Origin of the sequence: Caulobacter sp. HMWF025 (assembly GCF_003060965.1) — a bacterium.
Lineage (GTDB): Bacteria > Pseudomonadota > Alphaproteobacteria > Caulobacterales > Caulobacteraceae > Caulobacter.
In genome coordinates this window covers 1-1,304 of sequence record NZ_QAII01000069.1, presented here as the reverse complement: position 1 = coordinate 1,304, position 1,304 = coordinate 1, and the positions used below count along the sequence as shown (strand labels likewise).

Annotated in this window: 1 protein-coding gene and 1 pseudogene; both read right to left on the bottom strand. The window is 66.3% G+C overall.

The genetic code is table 11. The annotated features are described in order from the left end of the window. Positions 1–68 precede the first annotated feature (68 nt). On the bottom strand, positions 69–401 hold the full coding sequence (locus tag DBR10_RS08650; RefSeq protein ID WP_108504229.1) for a TFIIB-type zinc ribbon-containing protein: 333 nt from the start codon (positions 399–401) through the stop codon (positions 69–71). Positions 402–645: 244 nt separating this feature from the next. Continuing rightward, a pseudogene (locus DBR10_RS08645) lies at positions 646–1,293 on the bottom strand (DUF885 domain-containing protein); the annotation flags it as partial. Positions 1,294–1,304 lie beyond the last annotated feature (11 nt).

Below are 1,304 nucleotides of genomic sequence, written 5' to 3'. Positions count from 1 at the left end.
CCCATGAACAGGGCGGTCAGGCCGGCCAGCAGCAGATAGGTCTTGAAGTGGTTCATGGCTCCGCAGGGTCAGTCGAAGATGTCGAACAGGTCGAACCGTTTCTTCTTGTGATGGCCATGCTTGCCGTAGTGGCGATGGTCATCATCGTCGTCACGGCGGCGATCATCATAGCGCTCGGGCGGACGACCATAGGTCTGGGGCGGCGGCTGGAACGGCGCAGCCGGGCGCGGCGGGGGCGGTGCCGAGCCCTGGGCATCCTCGCGTTCGAGGGCCATGAGCTTCTCAAGCTCGCCGCGATCCAGCCACACACCCCGGCACTTGGGGCACATGTCGAATTCGACGCCGGACCGGTTCACGGCCTGCATCGAGCCGTCGCAGTTGGGGCACATCAGAAGCGGCATAGCAGGGTTCCCTGTCCAAAAAACTGGAAGGGGTGTTCTCGATGACGATCCGGCACCGAGGGGGGGGGTTGGGGGAGGAGCAACCGGACCCATACATCGAGAACACCCGATGCGGTCCGACATCACGAGTGCTTGCATCACTCGCCAGAGGGGCCCGGCCCGCGACTATGAACTGGGTTTGGGGTCAGAGGGTTTCAAGGGCCGCAGTTGAAAAAAATCGCGGCCCCTGAATTTTTTCTCAGGCTCAGCCCTGCCAGGCGTCAATCACCCGGTCCAGAACGGTCAGCGGCACGGGACCGACCAGCAGGCCCGCATCGTGGAAGCGGCGGATGTCGAACTTCGCCCCCAGACGCTGGCGGGCCCGCTCCCGCGCCCTGACCCAGACCGTGTGCCCGACCTTGTAGGAGCAGGCCTGGCCCGGGCGGGCACAGTAGCGCTCGATCTCGCTGGTGATCCGCCCCTCGGGCTCGCCGCCGGTCTCGACCATATAGGCAATGGCCTTTTCCCGGCTCCAGCCCTTGGTGTGGATCCCGGTATCGACCACGCAGCGGCCGGCGCGGAACAGACGGGCCTGGTACATGCCCAGCAGGCCCAGGTCGTCGCCCTCATACAGGCCCATCTCCATCGCCACCTGCTCGGCATAGAGCGCCCAGCCCTCGGTATTGGCCGAGAAGCCCATGTTCTGGCGCAGCCTGGGCAGGGTGCTCTCGGCGACCAGGGCCAGCTGGAAGTGATGCCCCGGCGCGGCCTCGTGATAGGTCAGGGTCGGCAGCGACCAGCGGGGCCGCTCGGCCGTGTCGCGCAGATTGATGTAGAAGGCCCCCGGCCGTGATCCGTCCAGCGCCGGACGCTCGTAGTAACCGCCGGCCGCACCGGCCTCGGTATAGGCCGGCGGTTACTACG

Excerpts from the sequence above, each read along its gene's own strand:
- DBR10_RS08650 (WP_108504229.1), bottom strand. The coding sequence starts at position 401 with ATGCCGCTTCTGATGTGCCCCAACTGCGACGGCTCGATGCAGGCCGTG.